16 protein-coding genes and 1 pseudogene are annotated in these 15,007 nt (G+C 59.5%); 7 read left to right on the top strand and 10 right to left on the bottom strand.

The features are described from left to right. Positions 1-8: 8 nt before the first annotated feature. The 7 genes from X751_RS136220 to X751_RS136250 all read right to left on the bottom strand — a co-directional run bounded on the left by X751_RS136220 (position 9) and on the right by X751_RS136250 (position 5,711). Entirely contained in the window at positions 9-1,118 is a 1,110-nt protein-coding gene (locus X751_RS136220) for an electron transfer flavoprotein subunit alpha/FixB family protein (protein WP_023685019.1), read from the bottom strand. A 17-nt stretch (positions 1,119-1,135) separates the two neighbouring features. Continuing rightward, the gene (locus X751_RS136225) at positions 1,136-1,987 is read right to left on the bottom strand and encodes an electron transfer flavoprotein subunit beta/FixA family protein (RefSeq protein WP_023672212.1); all 852 of its coding nucleotides are present in this window, start codon (positions 1,985-1,987) and stop codon (positions 1,136-1,138) included. A 183-nt stretch (positions 1,988-2,170) separates the two neighbouring features. Further along, the gene (nifW, locus tag X751_RS136230) at positions 2,171-2,551 is read right to left on the bottom strand and encodes a nitrogenase stabilizing/protective protein NifW (RefSeq protein WP_023687348.1); all 381 of its coding nucleotides are present in this window, start codon (positions 2,549-2,551) and stop codon (positions 2,171-2,173) included. Further along, complete coding sequence (gene nifV, locus X751_RS136235) at positions 2,548-3,756, bottom strand: homocitrate synthase (RefSeq protein ID WP_023712671.1); 1,209 nt, start codon at positions 3,754-3,756, stop codon at positions 2,548-2,550. The genes nifW and nifV overlap by 4 nt, the downstream gene beginning before the upstream one ends. A gap of 25 nt (positions 3,757-3,781) precedes the next feature. Then, positions 3,782-4,948, bottom strand: coding sequence for a cysteine desulfurase NifS (gene nifS, locus X751_RS136240; protein ID WP_023685015.1), 1,167 nt, complete (start codon positions 4,946-4,948; stop codon positions 3,782-3,784). A gap of 15 nt (positions 4,949-4,963) precedes the next feature. Then, positions 4,964-5,335, bottom strand: coding sequence for a hypothetical protein (locus tag X751_RS136245; protein WP_156935585.1), 372 nt, complete (start codon positions 5,333-5,335; stop codon positions 4,964-4,966). Between the two features lie 55 nt (positions 5,336-5,390). Then, positions 5,391-5,711, bottom strand: a complete 321-nt coding sequence (locus X751_RS136250) for an iron-sulfur cluster assembly accessory protein (protein ID WP_023672207.1) — start codon at positions 5,709-5,711, stop codon at positions 5,391-5,393. 500 nt (positions 5,712-6,211) lie between these two features. On the opposite strand from X751_RS136250, the gene hemP reads away from it, so the two are divergent. The 5 genes from hemP to X751_RS136265 all read left to right on the top strand — a co-directional run bounded on the left by hemP (position 6,212) and on the right by X751_RS136265 (position 10,709). Then, a complete protein-coding gene (hemP, locus tag X751_RS1000000167290) occupies positions 6,212-6,352 on the top strand; it encodes a hemin uptake protein HemP (RefSeq protein WP_023687345.1) in 141 nt (46 codons plus the stop codon). A gap of 30 nt (positions 6,353-6,382) precedes the next feature. Beyond that, positions 6,383-7,474: a hemin-degrading factor gene (locus tag X751_RS136255; protein WP_023712668.1), complete on the top strand. Its 1,092-nt coding sequence runs from the start codon at positions 6,383-6,385 to the stop codon at positions 7,472-7,474. An 844-nt stretch (positions 7,475-8,318) separates the two neighbouring features. Then, positions 8,319-9,536 carry a cytochrome P450 gene (locus tag X751_RS136260; RefSeq protein ID WP_031209857.1) on the top strand — a complete coding sequence of 406 codons (1,218 nt, stop codon included), beginning with the start codon at positions 8,319-8,321 and terminating at the stop codon, positions 9,534-9,536. A 40-nt stretch (positions 9,537-9,576) separates the two neighbouring features. Beyond that, positions 9,577-9,768, top strand: coding sequence for a ferredoxin (locus tag X751_RS1000000166465; protein ID WP_081725572.1), 192 nt, complete (start codon positions 9,577-9,579; stop codon positions 9,766-9,768). Positions 9,769-10,097: 329 nt separating this feature from the next. Then, positions 10,098-10,709, top strand: coding sequence for a nitrogen fixation protein NifQ (locus X751_RS136265; protein WP_023687343.1), 612 nt, complete (start codon positions 10,098-10,100; stop codon positions 10,707-10,709). A gap of 1,918 nt (positions 10,710-12,627) precedes the next feature. Here X751_RS136265 and X751_RS136270 read toward each other — a convergent pair. Continuing rightward, complete coding sequence (locus X751_RS136270) at positions 12,628-12,870, bottom strand: hypothetical protein (protein ID WP_023702834.1); 243 nt, start codon at positions 12,868-12,870, stop codon at positions 12,628-12,630. Positions 12,871-12,892: 22 nt separating this feature from the next. Between X751_RS136270 and X751_RS136275 the strand changes: the two genes are divergently transcribed. Continuing rightward, positions 12,893-13,561: a hypothetical protein gene (locus X751_RS136275; protein ID WP_023702833.1), complete on the top strand. Its 669-nt coding sequence runs from the start codon at positions 12,893-12,895 to the stop codon at positions 13,559-13,561. Between the two features lie 55 nt (positions 13,562-13,616). On the opposite strand, the gene X751_RS01370 is transcribed toward X751_RS136275, so the two are convergent. Beyond that, on the bottom strand, positions 13,617-13,820 hold the full coding sequence (locus tag X751_RS01370) for a DUF6471 domain-containing protein (RefSeq protein ID WP_023698275.1): 204 nt from the start codon (positions 13,818-13,820) through the stop codon (positions 13,617-13,619). 90 nt (positions 13,821-13,910) lie between these two features. Between X751_RS01370 and X751_RS1000000166455 the strand changes: the two are divergent. Continuing rightward, a pseudogene (locus X751_RS1000000166455) lies at positions 13,911-14,381 on the top strand (IS1595 family transposase); the annotation flags it as partial. Between the two features lie 332 nt (positions 14,382-14,713). Here the strand turns inward: X751_RS1000000166455 and X751_RS136280 are convergent. After that, on the bottom strand, positions 14,714-14,914 hold the full coding sequence (locus tag X751_RS136280) for a hypothetical protein (RefSeq protein ID WP_023746293.1): 201 nt from the start codon (positions 14,912-14,914) through the stop codon (positions 14,714-14,716). Positions 14,915-15,007: the final 93 nt, after the last annotated feature.

The following is a 15,007-nucleotide window of genomic DNA, read 5'->3' as shown; positions in this document are numbered from 1 at the left end:
CCATCCCCTTAGCTCGAAAGCTTATCGCGACTGTGGGGCGACAGCCGCCGGGTGAAGGCTTCCGTCAGTGCGGGCAGGAAGCGGATCGCGTCGGTGACGATTCCGAGGTGAGCGAAATCGAAAATCGGCGCGTTCGGGTCGGTGTTGATGGCCACGATGAGATCCGCCCCCTCCACGCCAACCCGATGCTGGACGGCGCCGGAAATCCCGGCCGCTATGTAAAGCTTCGGCCGGATCGTCTTGCCAGTTTGGCCGATCTGCCGATCAGCTGGCATCCAGCTCTTCTGGACCAACGGACGCGAACAGCCGTGCTCGGCGCCGATTGCTCGTGCGAGGTTCTTCACAAGCTGCAGGTTCTCCGCCGCGCCAAGACCAAGGCCTCCCGCAACCACGACGTCGGCATAGGCAAGGTTTGCCTTCGCCGACTGATTGTCCGGCAGGAAGCCGAGGACTTTGGTAGCGATCTCGTCCTCGGCAAGCGAAAGCTTGTGCCGGATGACACGCCCGACCGGTTTATCCGTCCGCTGCGGCATGGGCATGACCCTCGGCCGCACGGTCGCCATCTGCGGGCGGAAATTGAGCGTATAGATCGTGCACAACAAGGAACCGCCGAAAGTCGGACGCGTGGCGGCGAGCGAACTGTCGGTATCCACATCGAGTTCGGTGCAGTCGGCCGTGAGCCCCGTCTGCAAGGTCGTCGCCACGGAGCCGGCAAGATCCCTGCCCAGTGTGGTGGCACCGAGAAGAAGGATTTCGGGTTTGTGGGTATCGACCAGATCCGTCAGCGCCTTGGTGAAAGGTTCATTCCGATAGTCGGCGAGCAGGGGCGCCTCGGCGATGTAGACAAGGTCAGCGCCATACGCGAATGCTTCGGCAACGGCGTTCCCGACGGCCTCTCCCGGCGGTCCAAGCACGACGCCTGCAAGCTGGACCTGAAGCTTGTCTGCTAAGTTGCGGCCTTCGCCGAGCAGTTCGAATGATACCGGATGGACCTCGCCACGTTCGAGCTCGATGAAAACCCAAACGTGCCGATAGTCCTTGAAATGGGCGGGCAATTCCTTCTTTATGCCGGCGCGGCCGGCGGCAGGGCGAGGGGTTTCTCCGTTCGCGGTCGACATCGTTTTGCTCCTTGCCGTCACGCGCCGCCGTTAAAGGCGAGCTCATGTTCCAGCGCCGGCTGGCGGGTGAAGATTGCGGTGATGAGTTCGTCAGCGACATCGCGCAAGGCCTTCTCGGCGGTGTCGATTTGTGCCGCCTTTTCAGCTCGAGCAGGAGGGGCGAAAACACGTTTGACGACCGTCGGTGAACCGCGCAGGCCGCATTTGGTGAGATCCTCAATGCCGGCGTCGGCCGCGCTCCATTTCAAGACCTGGCTGCGCGCGGCGCACAAGGCGTCCTGGATCGAGCCCCGGCGGATCTCGTTTGTGCCTTCCAGCATGGTGATGAGGCAAGGGAGCCTGCTCTTCAGCATCTGTGTGCCGCCTTCGGAACGGCGCTCGACCTTGATCTCGCGTGCAGCAAGGTCGACAGAAGGGATCTTCGCGACATAGGTCAGTTGCAGGAGTCCGAGGCGCTTGGCGATGCCGGGCCCGACCTGGGCGGTGTCGCCATCGATCGTCTGCTTGCCGGTGAAGACGAGGTCTGGCGTGCCGAACGTCTCGCCAATCTTCGCGATTGCCTGGGAAAGGGCGAACGAGGTTGCCAGCGTGTCGGAGCCGGCAAAATAGCGGTCGGTCAAGAGCACCGCTCGGTCGGCGCCGTAACCGAGCGCCTTGCGCAGCGCGTCCTCTGCCATGGGCGGACCCATGGTGAGCACAGTGACTTCGCCGCCATGTGCGTCGCGCAGTCTGAGCGCTTCTTCGAGGGCGAACAGGTCGTAAGGGTTGATGATGGTCGGAACACCCTGGCGCATGATCGTGTTCGTGACCGGATGGACCCTTATCTGTGCCGAGTCCGGCACCTGCTTGATGCAGATTACGATGTGCATTGGCGGTTTCTCTAGGCTCCTGTCCGGGTCCGGCATTGCGGTTTCTCCTTTGTCCGCATTATTCGTGCCAAGTCTCTTGCGCTCCCCTTTCCTACAACTTCGGCTGGTTGCTTCTGACGGCGCTGTGGTGATGACCGCATTTGGCGGCTGCTCGACATTGTCGCGTCGCACCCTTGTCGCCGATCATTCCCGTCCGAACCGCTTCAGTACCGAGTCGAACGGAACAAAGGTGTGACCCGGCGCGGCAGGTTTGTTCGGATCGTGGTCCTTGAGCACCTTGAAAATCCGATGCGTGAGCGGCGAGGAAATCGCAAAGTCCTCGTAAGCTCGTTCGAGCGTCGCGCGCACCCTCGCGGCAATCACCTGGTCGGGCAGACCGGAGAAATCTTCTTCGGCGAGGTATTGGCCCACACGCTTCATGATATGGAGCCGCGAGACATTCAGTACCTTCGGGTCATAGGCGACGCCTAGGACTGAGAAGAATTCCTCTGCAGCCGACAAGCGCTTCAGTCGTGCGAGGATGTCGGTGACATCCATGGGGCGGCTGTCAGCGGAACAATTCATTGCATTCTTCCTGGTCGCAAAACTGTGGCCTCTGTGCGCTCGCGCACGGCTGACTTGGACCCGCACAGCTCGATGAGGGATGGCTCGCTGCACATTCCATCGTAGAGCTCGACCAGTCGAGTTGCAGTGACGGTCGATTTGGTCTCGGCCGCCTCGCGTCGGACGCGGGCCACCATCGCGGCTGCCAGATCCGGGTCGAGATCGCGACCGCTTTCGCTCAGCACATGGGCAATCGCAGTGGCGCCGGAATGCTTGCCGATGACGATCCGCCGGCAGCGGCCCACGAGAGTCGGATCGAGCCCCTGATAAGTACGCGAGTCCTTCAGCAGCCCTGCGACGTGAATGCCGGATTCGTGGGTGAAAACATCGGCGCCGACGACCGGCTTAGTGGCTGCGGTCTGCCGGCGGGCGGCCCAAGCCACCTGGGCGGCGAGGCCGGGCAATGCGGTCAGCTCAATGCCGGTGTCTGCGCCGTCGAAGACTGCCATTGCGGCGGCCACCTCCTCCAGCGCGGCATTGCCCGCACGCTCGCCGAGCCCCAGGACGGTGACGGAGGCATGGCGCGCGCCTGCGCGGATCGCCGCCAGCGTGTTGGCGCCAGCAAGTCCGAGATCGTTGTGCGCATGAAATTCAAGGTCGATTGGAGACTGCACCACGAGCTGGGCGACAAGTTCGAAGGTCGAAAACGGGTCGAGAACACCGACTGTGTCGGCCAGCCTCACGCGGCTTGCGCCGGCGCGTGCGGCCGTCTCGATGACGCGGGCGAGATGATCCCGATTGGCCCGCGAGGCATCCTCGCAGCCCACCGCGACGAAGAAGCCGGCATCGGCGGCGCGCCTGACCATATGATCGATGACCTGGAGCGCTCCCGCCTTGTCGAGGCCGAGCTTGGCGGCAAGTTGGATGTCCGACGCAGGCAGCGACAAATTGACCGCTTGGACGCCGCTCTCGATCGCTGCATCGAGATCCAACGACGTCATCCGGCACCAGGCCATGAGCCGAACCGGAAGACGCCGCGCTACCACGGCGCGAATTGTTTCCATCTCGTCGACGCCCATGACCGGCGTGCCGATCTCGATCTCTGTCACGCCAGCCGCCGCAAGAGACTCAGCGATCTCCAGCTTTTCCGTCGTGGTGAAGGCGACGCCCGGCGCCTGCTCGCCATCGCGCAAGGTCGTATCGTTGAGGGAGACATGACCGGTCATGACAGGCAGCCTGTTCTTCTGCGGCTCACGCATAGACCGGACTACCCGGCCCAGAACCGGAAAAGCTGCGCAGCTTCCCCACGATTCCCGGCATGACCTCGAGCACCCGGTCGATGTCCTCTTCGCTGTTGTCCCGCGCCAAGGAGAAGCGGACTGCCGCGTGTGGCGTTTTCATCGCGCTTAGGACATGGCTTGGTTCCAGAGAGCCGGAGGTGCAGGCCGAGCCAGAGGAACACGCGATGCCAATGCGGCTGAGGAGAAGTGGAATTCCATCACTTTCGACATGTTCGAAGGAGATGTTTGCGGTGTTGGGCAACCGTTGCAAGGGATCACCAGTGACACAGGTGCTTGGGATGCGCTGGAGGATCCCGCCCTCCAGGCGATCGCGGAGCGACTTTACCCGTGTGGTCTCGTCGTCCATGAATTTCAAGGCGAGTTCGGCCGCCGTGCCGAGCCCGGCTATGCCGGGCGTATTCTCGGTTCCAGCACGCCGGTTGTGCTCTTGGTGACCCCCCTTGATCAGCGAATGGAAATCGACGCCACGTTTTACGAAAAGCGCACCGATCCCTTTCGGCCCGTGCAGCTTGTGGCCGGAGAGCGACAGCATGTCGATTGCGGTCGACTTCAGGTCCATCGGAAGCTTGCCGACCGCCTGCACAGCATCGGTATGGAATAGGGCGCCCACTTCCTTGGCCAACTCGGAAAGCCTTGCCACGGGGAAGATCACACCAGTCTCGTTGTTCGCCCACATTATTGACACGATTGCAACCTGTGGGGTGAGGGCGGCCATATAGGCGTCGAGATCGAGCCGACCACGGCAATCCACCGGGATCCTGTGCACCTTGAGGCGGCGGGTCTTCTCAAGATGCGCGCAGAGCGTCAGCACGGCGGGATGCTCGACCGCGGACGTCACGATCTCGGTTCGGTTGGGCGCCGCCTCGAGCGCTGAAAGAAGCGCTGCATTGTCGCTTTCTGTCCCACCCGAGGTGAAAGTGATCTCATCCTCGAACTCCGCGCCGATCAGAGCTTGCAACTGCCTCCGCGCCTTTCTCACCGCCGCACTGACTGAGGCGCCAAGAGCGTGTGCCGACGAAGGGTTGCCGAATTGATCCCTAAAGAACGGCAACATCGCTTGCACGACCTCAGGATCGACCCGTGTGGTTGCGTTGTTGTCGAGGTAGACAGGCTTCATAGGTGCGATCCTCAGTTAAACAGAATGACGCGAGCGGTAGACCGACTCGTTGAGCCTCTGGCGCATGCCGTTGATGATCATTTGAACTGGCAGCGCGCGCAGGCGCCCGGAGTGTTTGACGTAAACCGGATCTCCGTCGATATGGACATGTTCGCAGTGGCCGTAGGTCAGCCCGCAGGTAAGGACGCCCGAACGCGATAACGCTACCGATGAGCCGAATTTGGCGCAGCGGCGCGATTTGTCCGCAAGCAGCTCGGGTGCCACCAGGAACCGAGCTGCTTCGGGAGGCGACGTTCTTTGAATCCTACTGGGAGCGAATGGCGGTCCCGAGATCGGCTTTGACCTTGTCTTTTTTTTTAGGACGGGGACATCTGTTGTGCCGGCCATATAAGTCTCCTCTGCCGCAAAATCACTCTGTCGGCCGCACAGACGCTTCGGGCGTTTAACTGAAGGACTTGCCGCAGCCGCACTTTTCGCGCGCATTGGGGTTATCGAAGACAAAACCGGAAGATTGGAGCCCGGTGAGGAAGTCGACGGTCATGCCGGCTACATGGGGTTGGGAGCCCGCGTCCACGAACAGCTTGACCCCATCTGTGTCAGTGATCGCGTCGCCCTCGCGCGACACGCTCTCCAGGCCCATTAAGTATTTGAAGCCTGCGCAGCCGCCGGCCTCGACCATAATGCGAAAGCCTTCCGCCGGCTCGCTGGCACGGCAAAGAGCAGTCTTGAAGGCGGCAACAGCGTTGTCGGTGAGCGTAATCATGGCTCCATTCTCCTCAGTCCGCGACCTGCTTGCCCATCACGTTGCATGCACCGTGCCAAAGCCAAAAAACGTTTCAACACAGCGCGGCATCTCTCGCACTGGTGCCTCTTGATTGCTGATAAGGTGTCGGCCAATCGACACGTGCTGTCGGGTTTGTCGGGTCCGGCACGAGGGATGTTGGCCTGAGTTCTTGGGTGAACTCACATCACCAAGGACAGAACTTCTTCTGAGCTTGCCTCGGCGCAATTGGCACGGTTTTTGAAGCTCCGTTTGGCGAGACGGCAAGAGCATGCCGATCCACAACCATGCCGTGGGTGCCATCGCGATGGATGGGGCGAAGCAAGGGAGTAACATGTCAGGACCGTGGTCAGATACGCGTTGTTGGCAAAGCAGCGGCGCTCGTGGCATCCGAATGCCCGCTTGGCCGATTGCGACAACATCCATACTGGCTCACCACCGCCCAGTAGCCGCCGACCGGCTCGATGGGATGCCATCGGCATGTGGCTGCTCGCCGGTTTTCGCATTGGTGCGACGCCGTGCGCACGCTGTCCAGCGACACCTTGTTCATGGGCCAGCAGCAGATCAGGATCGAGCATTTCGGCGCGCCTTATCGGCTGAAGGTTCCCGGGCAGGGCAGATGATCCTCACACGTCGTAGAAACAGGGGTAAGCATGGACCAACGCGAGAAACCGTCGCCCGACGAAATCCGGCGGGCGTGCAAAGACAATCCGAAGATCCGGGAGCATGATCTCGCCGCTCGATTGGGCATTTCGGAAGCCGAGTTGGTCGCGGCGCATTGTGGTCACGGCGCGGTGCGCATCGAGCCGCGCGTCGATGATCTGCTGACCGGCCTCGAAGCGGCCGGCGAGGTGATGGCGGTCACCAGCAACGAAAGTGCCGTGCACCAAAAGATTGGCGTCTACGGCAAAGTGGTCACCGGCAACCAGCATGCCATACTGCTCGGCGACGAGATCGACCTGCGCATCTTCCCGAAAGCCTGGGCGTATGGCTTCGCCGTCGAGAAGCGCGAGGGGGCCGAGATCCGCCGCAGCCTGCAATTCTTTGATGCCACCGGCGAGGCGATGCACAAAGCTCATCTCACGCCCGCCTCGAACCTGCAGGCCTATCAGGATCTGACGGCAGAGCTTGTATCCCCCGACCAGGAGCCGATCATATCGCTCGAGGCGAGCGGGGCGCGCGATAACGCAGTGAGTCCAGACCACGCCACCACGGTCGACGACCTACGCGAGCACTGGGGCCGGCTAAGCGACGTGCATCAGTTCTACCATATGTTGAAGACACTGAAGCTCAGCCGCTGCCAGGCGATGCGTATGGCCGACGAGGATGACGCCTGGCTACTCGACAATGATGCCATTGGCGCCCTGTTCCAACAGGCGGCCGAAGACGAGATGCCGATCATGTGCTTTGTCGGCAATCGTGGTTGCATTCAGATCCATTCCGGCCCGATCAGGTCGGTCAAGCAGATCGGGCCGCGGATCAATGTGCTCGAAGAGACCTTCCATCTGCATCTTAGGACCCATCGCATCCGCGAGGTCTGGGCCGTGCGCAAGCCGACGAGGGATGGTCACGTTACGTCCATTGAAGCCTATGGCGCGGACGGCAAGATGATCATCCAGTTCTTCGGCACGCGCAAGGAAGGCGAACGTGAGGGCAGCGACTGGCGGTTTCTGGCCGAGAGTCTGCCACGCGTTCCCGGTCCGACCTCCAGGGGTGTGTTGACTACCGACAGGTCCTCGGATTGAATTGGCCGCGATAGGACTCAGCACCACGTTCCGACAGCGGCTCGCGAGCAAATCTAGGTCCATGAGCGGAAAGGATGCCGTCGTAGCGCATGCGCATGGTCAGGTGATGCACGCCGGAATGGACCGCATCTATACAGTCAAGCTGGTCGCCGGTCGGCACCGGTGCGCACGAGTGCATCGCCGTCTGCCGGAAAAGCCTTGCAGCGCCTGCGAGCGATAAAACGCATACGCCATCAGCGCCGAACCGAAGCGCGGCTTGACCTTTTTGATATTTCCGATCGTCTCGCGCAAGCGCCGTCGGGTCTTCTCGGACCGCACCCGATCCTTGCGCTGGATCGCGTCATTGCTCAATCCGGGCCGTGCGAGCGATCTACTCGCTCGTCGACCGGCAGGCTGTGCAGCAACAGCCAAGCCGAACAGCCCGATGTCGCGGGCTCGACAAAACCGACCACGGATGTCGGTTGTCGGACGTTGTCATAAGAATGATGGACAGGTGATCATCAGCGGCAGACCCAGCGCAGGCTGGCATTGCTTGGTGCACCGCCATGGCTACCCTATCCGGCACGCGACTTGCTTCGACAATTTGATCAGCAGGGCAGAGGTGATTGACCAGTCTCTCAACCCTAACGGGGAAGCAGCCGCTTTGCTTCATGACCGGAGCGCGGCGGAGATGCCCCTCTGATCGACTTCGCAACCCATCTCATCCGCGCTGGTGCAGGTGGGCTGTATCAGGCGACAGAATCTAGAAGGCGCCCGACAAGAGACGTGCCCATGCTGGAAATCGACTTTATGAACAGCGGTGCAATCTCAATTGAGCCATGAACGCCAATGTAGAGAAAACAAAATGGCGACCAACCCCGTTCCAGATCATGTCCCGCCCGAAATGGTGAGGGACTTCAGCCTGTTTACATCGCCAGGGATGCCACCAACACCCAACGGGGATCCACACGCAGCTGTCGCTTGCGTACATGACGGGCCTCCGATCTTTTACTCCCGCTACAACACGCAAGATGGCCGGGGTACCTGGGTCATCACCCGTGCCGCGGACCAGCGGAAGGTGCTGCAGGACGCAGAGACTTTTTCCAGCCATCGCAGCATCTTCTCCTCCATACTGGGTGAGAACTGGCCGACGATCCCGCTTGAGCTCGATCCACCGGCCCATGGCGTCTTTCGCTCACTGCTTAATCCGCTGCTTTCGCCAAAGCGGGTGTTGGCTTTGGAACCGGCTGTCCGCGAACGGGCGGTCGAGCTGATCGAAAGGATCGCCGCGTCGCGCACAAGCTGCGACGTGATGAAGGATTTTGCCTTTCCTTTCGCGGTGAGCACCTTTCTTCGCTTTCTGGGGTTGCCTGATGACCGACTCGATACATTCGTCGGCTGGGGGAAAGATCTGCTCCACGGCGACGATAAGGAACGACCTGTGGCTGCCCGGACGATCGTGGCATTCATCGACGAACTTGCAGCCATGCGCCGCGATGAGGCGGTTGACGATTTCATGACCTTTATAGTGCAGGCACAGGTCGAGGGCCGCCGGCTGACTGACACCCAAGTCCGCGGCATCGGCGTGCTTGTCTTCGTCGCTGGGCTCGACACGGTCGCAGCAGCTATAGGCTTTGACTTGGCGTACCTCGCACGCAACCTCAAAGATCAGCAATTGCTGCGGAGCGAACCGGACCGCATCCCGCTCGCAACCGAAGAATTGCTGCGGGCCTATCCGCCCATTCAGTTGATCCGCGTGGCCACGAAAGATATCGACTTCGAAGGCGCGCCGATCCGGAAGGGGGACTATGTTTCCTGCGCCACGATGATTGCCAATCGTGACCCGGCGGAATTCGAATGCCCCAACACGATTGATTTGGAGCGGGGGGACAACCGCCACGCAGCGTTTGGCTATGGTCCCCACCGTTGCCTTGGCTCACACCTTGCCCGGCGCGAGATTGTCATTGGCCTGGAGGAGTGGCTGGCGCGCATCCCGGCTTTCAGGATCAAGCAGGGTACGGCGCCGATAACTTCTGGCGGCCATGTGTTCGGGATCGAAAATTTGATCCTGGACTGGTCTTAGGCCCGCCCCGAGCCCGGGCACAGACAATGGAGGCAGCGCCATGCGCATCATCGTCCAAAAGGCCAAATGCCAGGGCCACGCGCGATGCGCGGCGCAAGCGCCGGACATCTTTAAACTCGATAATGACGGTTACATCCTGCCTGGTGACATTGAAGTTGCGGAAGGGGAGGAACTGCCTGCATCACGAGGCGCGCGATCCTGTCCTGAACGTGCGCTGGAACTCACCCGCTGACGCTCTGGATGAGACGGCATTCAACCGTGAGTCTGGCTTGAACCATGTGGCCGCACTCAGCACGCGACCTCTGTCCCGCACGGTTCACGTCCAACTCTGCGGGGCAAATTCCGGCGCCAGTGTTCCCCGTGAGGCGCAAACGGCAGGGCCGGGGTTCGCGAACCTCTTCGAATCACAGAATTTGCGCCAGAGCCGATGGACCAGACGAGAATTGCCGAACTACTCGACGCGAGGCGACCCGGAGTGCCGTACCGAAGAACTGCCCGACCCATGTTGCGGCAGGCCGGGTCTCTGCATGATTTGATAGGGCGAAACCAGGAGAACGCACCATATTTGCCCAACATTATGCCCGGCTCAGCACCGGCCAATGGCCGCAGCTGGAGAGAAGGTTCGACCAGCATGTGCTTGCCTGTGTGCTTTCACGTGCGCTCGAGGAGATCGAGGCCGGCGAGGCGACGGCGACGGAGGCAACCGGACTTTCGCGCGCCGAGTTGCGCGATGTCCTGTCCCGCTGTTTCCCTGCTTTTCCTATCAACGCGTTTGCCTTGGAAGAGGGGAGCGAGCCTGAGCCGGATCTGGAAGAAGAACTTCTGCGCGGACTGCTGCTGGCGCATGCCCGGCCCGACGACAAGGCAAGCGCCCGCTTCGCCAAGATCATCGCCCGGCGTGCCATGCGCAATGACCACCTCTGGCAAGACCTTGGCCTTTTTAGTCGAAGCGACCTCGGCCGCCTGCTCGCCTCGCATTTTCCGACGCTGGCGGCCGGCAACACCCAAAACATGAAATGGAAAAAATACTTTTACCGAAAGCTCTGCGAGGCCGAAGGCTTTTCGCTGTGCAGCTCCCCCAGTTGCCGGGACTGCAATGATTTCGAAAGCTGCTTCGGCCCGGAGGAAGGCGAAAGCCGCCTCACACGGACCAAGGACAACGCCCAGGATTGAGAGCCGCTTGCGTCAGTCGTACAGCGTCAGAGCTCGCGCCGCGCCATCTGTCTGTTGTCAAATCTCGACGGACGCCTTGGGGGATTTGAATACTGTGCGCTCGCGATGCTCGCTTCGGCGGGTCGTCGTCATGGCAGGCGCGAGTCGAATGTTTGTTAGATGCCGCCACAACCTAAGCCGGCATCATCAATCGCTACAAGCGCAAGGAGTTGAAGGACACGTTGCGCGATCTTGAGCAGGCCGGACTTGGTGACCAGCTCGTTAGGTTTTCCAATTCATGAGTGGCTAGAGCGATGGCTGTACTGGCGTTCGATCTCGTTTATTTTTCCGGCCTGACGGCAGACCAACTGCTAGGCAGCGTCATCTCACTTCTGGCGTGTTTGCTCCTTTATAACGCTCTGGCTCCGGACCGAGTTAATCGATAGGTCGGCGGCCGCTCGGCGTCACTGCTAATGCCCTGATACGATTTTAGGAAACGGGGTCTGCAGTGTTTTCTTCCGCTTCGGCGCCACATAGCTTTCAACCAGGCGAAATGCTCGACGTCGACAGTTACCAGCGGCCGTAGGTTGATGGTCACCGTGTTTGGCGCTCAGAACTTCCTGCGTGCTAGTCAATGGCGAGCATCGGAAGCGATTTTGCAGGTTTTGCGCTGACGGGATTCTGGCTCGGCCCGCCGGTCGGGTTCGTCAAAAGGTGCTAATATAGCGTTGTATGTCCGATCGGCGGTAGTAGCCGCTTACTGATCGCCGGACGGTCATCCCTGAACCTTGTTGCACCGCACCTGGAGTGCTTAGGGAATGATATTATCTGACAAATGGAAAAATCACGTAGGAGCCAAAGTAAAATTTTATTATATCTGACTCCTGAGAATTACCAAGTACTGATCCAAGAACGAATCTTTCGCGGGCCGTTAAGTTGTTTTTCAACTCTAGTGCGTCACTATGGGGTCCGTAGGTCCCAAAAAATGTCCCATCCTTTGCAGGGCAAAAAGGAGGCGTACTATGGCAAGAATTTTTGAAATTCTTACGGGCAGTCTGACTGCCGGATCTGTTCTCGTAATTCTTTGCATGCCAGCGACTGCAGCTGAATTAATGTCGGAGGCGTCGGCGGGGTATCCGTCGGCAGCGGAGGCGCCAGCGCTAATGTGGGCGGCAACAGCGGCGCTACGGCTAGCGTNGTCGGCGGGGTATCCGTCGGCAGCGGAGGCGCCAGCGCTAATGTGGGCGGCAACAGCGGCGCTACGGCTAGCGTATCCCTAGGCGGTTCTGGGGCAAATGCCGCAGCCTCCGTCGGCGGCACTGGCGGAGCGACTGCTTCCATCGGCACCGGCGGCGCCAATGTCGGTGTCGTCACCGGGGTCGGTACCGACGTAAATGTCGGCGTTGGAACCAATCCAGCCGCCAACCCCAGCAACCCGACCGCTTCGAGCAACCCGAATCTGGCTAGCGTTGTCGGCGATATGTCGAACGCCCAGGTCACTCGGATGAAGAAGCGCTGCNTCGAGCAACCCGAATCTGGCTAGCGTTGTCGGCGATATGTCGAACGCCCAGGTCACTCGGATGAAGAAGCGCTGCGTCGAAGTGCTTAGCAACGAAGATACCTATGATCGTGAGCTGCGCCGGCTCTGCTTGCTGATCTCGCGCCGCTAACCAGCGACCCCTTTCCGACCTGTCGGGGCTGTCGACATGACACTCTCCAGTTCCGGCAGTGGAAGCCCGCCCGCCGAAAGGTTGGCGGGCTTTTACAGTCAGCGTTTTTCCATCCGCAGCAGGCAGGATTTTTAGGCACTTTCGCGTATGTAAACGTTGACACTTAAGGCGCTTTCGCCTCGTAGGCAAGTTGTGTAACGCCTTGTTCTTGAACAAAAAATGTGAGAACGCCTAGTTGCTTAAGCGAAAAGCGCCTTACCGAGCGGATATCAAAAATAAACATTGTAGCGATCTTGCAACCGCCCGAGGCCGCTTTTACGCGTTCGGAGCAAGTCTAAGGCCGATAAGTCATCGTTTTGCTTATGTTTCTTCACGTCACGGTGGCGGTAGGTGTAGCCGGGAATGTCCTGCAAATGGAACGTATTGCCGGGAGGCGAGTAGCGGTAGATAAATCCGAATTGGTCGGTGATCCCGTTGACGCTCGAATAAGTGATCTCGCCATACAGATACATATGGAAGGGAACCCGCCCCTATGTGAGTATCGGACAGGAAAAGCTCATTCAGCACATTGTTTGTGATAGGGCCGCCGCGATCAAAAGCTGCAGGGCTAAGAGCATCGTCTGCCCCGAGCACCCGTTCAACGTCATTGATTTCTCCGGGATGGTAATGCGGAGTTGGCGGCAAGTTGCAAAGCCGGAGGCTCGCCCGAATCTCGTTTATGATGGCAGGAGTGCGTCCGAAATTCTTGATCGAGTATGCCGCTTCCGGAATTGGTCTTTTGTTGTCGGGCTTGTCAGCCCAATCGTGCGTCACCCCCACCAACGGTTTGGTGGCGGTGACGAACAAATACGGGCGCTCGATATCGAGCAAAGCCTTTTCGGCAATGTCGGCGCTGCGCTGGGTGTGCCTAGCAGCCTCTTTGGCGTAGTAAGCAGCGGCCATAGCAGCGGCGAGCGTGAAAGCACCCACGATAGCGCCAATGGTGGTCCAGTTCGCCGACTGTTGGGCAGCGTCGGCAGCGTTCCACTGGGCACACAGATCGGAACTGCGATCATCGTGACCTGCTTGGCATGGGTTAGTGTAACTTGGGGGTTCATTTGCCTGTTGGACTGGCGGAGGGCTTGCCGCAACAGGGTTGCCTATGGTCTCTTGATGCTGTTCGGAATGTTGGGGCTGAGTGCTCTTGCGCTCGTCTGGCGGTAAAGCCGCCCCGAGTAAAACTACTCCGAAAGCCGCAATGAGGATGCCCCGATAGCGTCTAAGCATTGCAGTAAGAACGCAGCGCTAAAGCCCCCGGGCTTATTTTGTTGTTCAAAATACGCTCGGTTTCGTGAATGTCCATAGTCGCCAATTTTTCGGCGAGTTGGGCATAGGTAACGCCCTTCCGCTTCAACTCTGACTTCAAAAGGTTCTTGGCTTTCGTCTCGTATTCGACGGTCTGCGGGTCGTCCTTGCCTGCCATAGCCTCGCCTCAAAAAATATCATCACAGTCGGTGGTACAGGCCCCTGTATTTGGCGATACAAGCCCCGCATATAACCGGATATGATGACAATAGCCCAACACTTCCTCCTTTCCGCCGAAAGCCGCTCCCTTTCTCTGAAAGAGATTTACAAGGGTGGCGAGGAAAAGGCTTACGACGCGTTCAAGCGCCTTCGCTGCGCTTCGACTCAAGGCGAGCCTGTTTGCCGGAAATGCGGGTGCCTGGATCATTACGACATTCCGACCCGTCGCAAGTTCAAGTGCGCCGCTTGCGGGGGCGCAGTTCTCGGTTACGAGGGCACGATCTTCGCCTTGGCGCAAGCTGTCGTTTGTCGATCTGCTCGCCGCGATCTGCCTGTTTGTTAACGGCGCGAAGGGCATGTCGGCGGTCCAGTTCTCTCGCGATCTGGACGTGCAGTACAAGACCGCCTTTGTGCTGGCTCACAAGCTGCGCGAAGCCTGTCGGCTGAAACCAAGAACGAAACCCTTGAAGGCGAGGTCGAGATTGACGGCGCTTACTTTGGTGGCGTGGTGCGCGCCGAGGGCGCGCGCTTCTGCTACTGCGCGAACGCCTCTGGAGTCGATTTTTAGCAGCTCATTGGCGTGATCTTCAGTTCCTTCGCCACAAAGCCCGGCGGAGAAGAGTATGCTGCCTGGCCTATTCATTGGCCCAAGTCCGCTTGCCACGGCAGCTATCGTTGTCATTTTTACATCAGACGATCGTCTCGTGAGCAGTGGACCGCAAAGTTGCGAAGACGCAGTTGCCCTTTGCTTCTACTGTGCATAGAAGCCATTTGTGCGGGCAGAGGTAAAAAAATGGGTGCGGTGCTGTGGGAATAAAATTCGAAAAGCTAAATAAACTGCGGGAGTCTCTACTAGAGGCAAATCACGATTTCCGCGCCAGCACCCAATTGTTCAATAGCTTGGATGTCGCGAAAATTGATCGCGAAATGGATCTTGAAGGTCGTGGAACGCAGCGAGGCGAGGCTAACCAGCCCCCGAAAACGGCCAAGAATTTCGACGATATAGAGCACACAGTTATCGAGAGGGTCGAGGACGAAAAGAAGGCCGCACATCACACACTCGAAGACAGCTGACCTGCTACTGAACTGTCATCCAGCTGCGATTAGAGCCTCGACCGTTTTTGTTACGCCTTGTGGCGCGGGTTG

It is taken from the genome of Mesorhizobium sp. LNJC394B00, assembly GCF_000502555.1.
Lineage (GTDB): Bacteria > Pseudomonadota > Alphaproteobacteria > Rhizobiales > Rhizobiaceae > Mesorhizobium.
This window is presented reverse-complemented; position numbering and strand designations above follow the sequence as displayed.

Bases quoted from the DNA above. Each gene is read 5' to 3' on its own strand.
- X751_RS136220 (WP_023685019.1), bottom strand. From the start codon at position 1,118: ATGTCGACCGCGAACGGAGAAACCCCTCGCCCTGCCGCCGGCCGCGCC.
- X751_RS136225 (WP_023672212.1), bottom strand. From the start codon at position 1,987: ATGCACATCGTAATCTGCATCAAGCAGGTGCCGGACTCGGCACAGATA.
- nifW (WP_023687348.1), bottom strand. From the start codon at position 2,551: ATGAATTGTTCCGCTGACAGCCGCCCCATGGATGTCACCGACATCCTC.
- nifV (WP_023712671.1), bottom strand. From the start codon at position 3,756: ATGACCGGTCATGTCTCCCTCAACGATACGACCTTGCGCGATGGCGAG.
- nifS (WP_023685015.1), bottom strand. From the start codon at position 4,948: ATGAAGCCTGTCTACCTCGACAACAACGCAACCACACGGGTCGATCCT.
- X751_RS136245 (WP_156935585.1), bottom strand. From the start codon at position 5,335: ATGGCCGGCACAACAGATGTCCCCGTCCTAAAAAAAAAGACAAGGTCA.
- X751_RS136250 (WP_023672207.1), bottom strand. From the start codon at position 5,711: ATGATTACGCTCACCGACAACGCTGTTGCCGCCTTCAAGACTGCTCTT.
- X751_RS136255 (WP_023712668.1), top strand. From the start codon at position 6,383: ATGGACCAACGCGAGAAACCGTCGCCCGACGAAATCCGGCGGGCGTGC.
- X751_RS136260 (WP_031209857.1), top strand. From the start codon at position 8,319: ATGGCGACCAACCCCGTTCCAGATCATGTCCCGCCCGAAATGGTGAGG.
- X751_RS1000000166465 (WP_081725572.1), top strand. From the start codon at position 9,577: ATGCGCATCATCGTCCAAAAGGCCAAATGCCAGGGCCACGCGCGATGC.
- X751_RS136270 (WP_023702834.1), bottom strand. From the start codon at position 12,870: ATGTATCTGTATGGCGAGATCACTTATTCGAGCGTCAACGGGATCACC.
- X751_RS01370 (WP_023698275.1), bottom strand. From the start codon at position 13,820: ATGGCAGGCAAGGACGACCCGCAGACCGTCGAATACGAGACGAAAGCC.
- X751_RS136280 (WP_023746293.1), bottom strand. From the start codon at position 14,914: ATGTGCGGCCTTCTTTTCGTCCTCGACCCTCTCGATAACTGTGTGCTC.